Below are 2,411 nucleotides of genomic sequence, written 5' to 3'. Positions count from 1 at the left end.
CCATCTGCTTCCGGGATGGGATAGTGTTCCTCCTCATAAACCTGGATCAGGGTACCCAGCGTATCCAGCAGGCCGTAAAGAGGGTGTGTTTCATCTGTGCCAATTTCATCCAGCAATTCATTCATCCGTGCGACAGCCGCGTCATACCCTTGCTCATTGTGGAATGTGAGCAGTGGGCTGATGCTCTCCCAGTGGGTTTGGATTTGATTTGTAAAAAGTGTCATTTTTTCCAGGCTCCTCGGTCATATTCTGCATGGGTCAGTACATGGCGGATATAGACCTTATTACGATTAAAGTGAATAGATGCAATCAGTCGATACTTGTTTCCGCCGATATTGAAGACAATCCATTTATCCACTTTGTCGGCAGATGGAAAAACTGTACGGAGGGCAGCGAAATTGTCAAAATCTGTTTTTTGTAAAATTTTGAACCAGCGTATAAGAGATGATTTTCCATCAGGGTGTTTTTCCCAAAACTCTCTTAAAGCTTTAAGGGAGATGATATGCATAAAAGAAATATATCTCACAATGAGATAAAATGCAAGGAGCCTTCCCTCCTTGCATTACAAGGTTTTCATTCGTAATACCTGTGCCCGAAAAGATATTCGCTCATTCGCGTCATTCGTGTTTCAAAACGCCTTAACCATCTCCCGCCATGGGATTTCCGGATAACTTGTGCGAGCATCTTCTGGAATTTTCTTAGCAGCTTCGCCAATAATCTCTACCGCACGAACAACAGAACAGACTGTTTTTTCGTCTTTCGAGAACATATCAAAATCCATGTTGCCGACAAACGAGATCGCTTTTTGCGTATTCGCAATCATGTCGCGGAGATAGTCCAGCCAAATCCGTTCAACCATCATATCGGTCGTGCCTCTGCTAAAATCCGCTCGCCGATATTTGGTTTCAGGCTATCTTTCATCACCAGATCAACTTCAATGCCTAAAGCATCGGAGAGGTAATTCTCTAGTTTTACAAAAGTAAAAAGTCCGGGCATCTCCGAAAAAGTTACCAGCAAATCCAGATCACTTTCGGATGTCTCTTCACCACGCAAAAAAGAACCAAAAACTTCCAAACTTTTTACATGGTATTTTTCTTGGATACTTGGAAAAATTGTATTGAGTTTAAGCAAAAGCTCATCAAGGGCAGGATGTGTGTCCATGCGTAAATTATACGGTAATTTTAAGCAACTACTTAGGTATGCCTTTGCGAGGCAGCTTTACGCCGAAGCAATCTCACAGAACAGAAGACTGCCACGTCGCAGGAGCATGCTCCTCGCAGAGTCATGCTAAAGAGGCTGAGTAGTTACAATTTAAAGACAAAAAAGCCGAGGGCCCCAAAAGACCTCGGCTTTTTATCTTTAACCTTGAACCGGAAACTTTTCTAAACGTTCTTCACCATCTCCCGCCAGAAGTCATCCTTCTCGCCGGGAACAAAGGGCGTATAGACCGTGAGCCTGTCTGCCAGACCCTCGTAGCGTTCCTTCAGCGCGGCGGGGAGCTTGGCATGCGTATCGGCGTAGGTCACAAATTCTGCCAGCATCTCATCCGTGATCAACATCGGGATCTCGGCCCATTCCCCTTTGGCGACAAATCCGCTCAGCTTCTCAGCGACAGCGCCCCAGCCGTAAAGCTCCATCACGCGGCGGTAGGAGGGCGTCGAGGCATAAAAGGCGATCTGCATCCGGGCCTGGTTGGCTTCCTCGGGCGTGGTCGCCACAAAAGCGGTCAGCGCAACAGATACATCCTCGCGGGAGCGTCCCGTTTTGGCAGCCCCCTGCTCAATCGCGGGGACGAGTACCTCGCGCAAATAGCGCGGGCTGTTGAAGGGATGGGCGTGGAATCCCTCGCAGATCTCGCCAGCCAGACGGGCGAGTCCCGTGTTGACGCCGGCGATGTAAATTGGAATCAGCCCCCCCTGCCCGCTGGGCATCCCCCCCGCTTGCGGGGGGGAACTGAGGGGGGGTGAAAGGGCGGGCAAAGGCCCAGGATTAAAGAATGGCGACATCAAGCGCAATTGATAATAATCCCCGTTAAAATTCAGTTTTTCACCGGTCTGCCAGGTATTCCAGAGGGCACGGATCGCCCCGATCTGCTCGCGTAATTTCCCCACAACGGAATCAGGCCAGGGCATCCCGAAACGTTTCGTGATATGCCCCTTGACCTGCGTCCCCAGCCCGAGGATGAATCGCCCCTCCGATTGAGCCGCCAGATCCCAGGCTGTATAGGCAATATCGCCGGGGGAGCGGGCAAAGGAGATCGCCACCGCGGTCCCCATCTTCATCTTTTTGGTATGTTCGGCGATCAGCGCATGCGGCAGAAATCCGTCGTGCTGGGTCTCGGTTGTCCAGAGGGCATCGAAACCGATCTCCTCGGCGGCACGCGCCACAGCAGGGACATCTTTCAGGTGCAT

The 2,411-nt window shown here is 50.4% G+C and carries 4 protein-coding genes and 1 pseudogene; all 5 read right to left on the bottom strand.

The window, feature by feature from the left end; translation table 11 throughout:
* A pseudogene (locus tag AC3DOM_RS17470) lies at positions 1-224 on the bottom strand (transcriptional regulator); the annotation flags it as partial.
* The gene (locus tag AC3DOM_RS17465; RefSeq protein WP_487920318.1) at positions 221-508 is read right to left on the bottom strand and encodes a type II toxin-antitoxin system HigB family toxin; all 288 of its coding nucleotides are present in this window, start codon (positions 506-508) and stop codon (positions 221-223) included. The pseudogene AC3DOM_RS17470 and the gene AC3DOM_RS17465, both read right to left, overlap by 4 nt.
* A gap of 120 nt (positions 509-628) precedes the next feature.
* Entirely contained in the window at positions 629-859 is a 231-nt protein-coding gene (locus tag AC3DOM_RS17460; protein WP_487920317.1) for a HepT-like ribonuclease domain-containing protein, read from the bottom strand.
* Positions 859-1,161: a nucleotidyltransferase family protein gene (locus AC3DOM_RS17455; RefSeq protein ID WP_487920316.1), complete on the bottom strand. Its 303-nt coding sequence runs from the start codon at positions 1,159-1,161 to the stop codon at positions 859-861. The genes AC3DOM_RS17460 and AC3DOM_RS17455 overlap by 1 nt, the downstream gene beginning before the upstream one ends.
* Positions 1,162-1,382: 221 nt before the next feature.
* On the bottom strand, positions 1,383-2,411 hold a 1,029-nt coding region (locus AC3DOM_RS17450; protein WP_487920315.1), incomplete at its 5' end, for a TIGR03617 family F420-dependent LLM class oxidoreductase.

It is taken from the genome of Candidatus Desulfolinea nitratireducens, assembly GCF_982879505.1.
The sequence above is the reverse complement of the archived record's forward strand: the minus strand, read 5'-3'. Positions and strand labels throughout refer to the sequence as shown.

Bases quoted from the DNA above. Each gene is read 5' to 3' on its own strand.
- AC3DOM_RS17465 (WP_487920318.1), bottom strand. From the start codon at position 508: ATGCATATCATCTCCCTTAAAGCTTTAAGAGAGTTTTGGGAAAAACAC.
- AC3DOM_RS17460 (WP_487920317.1), bottom strand. From the start codon at position 859: ATGGTTGAACGGATTTGGCTGGACTATCTCCGCGACATGATTGCGAAT.
- AC3DOM_RS17455 (WP_487920316.1), bottom strand. From the start codon at position 1,161: ATGGACACACATCCTGCCCTTGATGAGCTTTTGCTTAAACTCAATACA.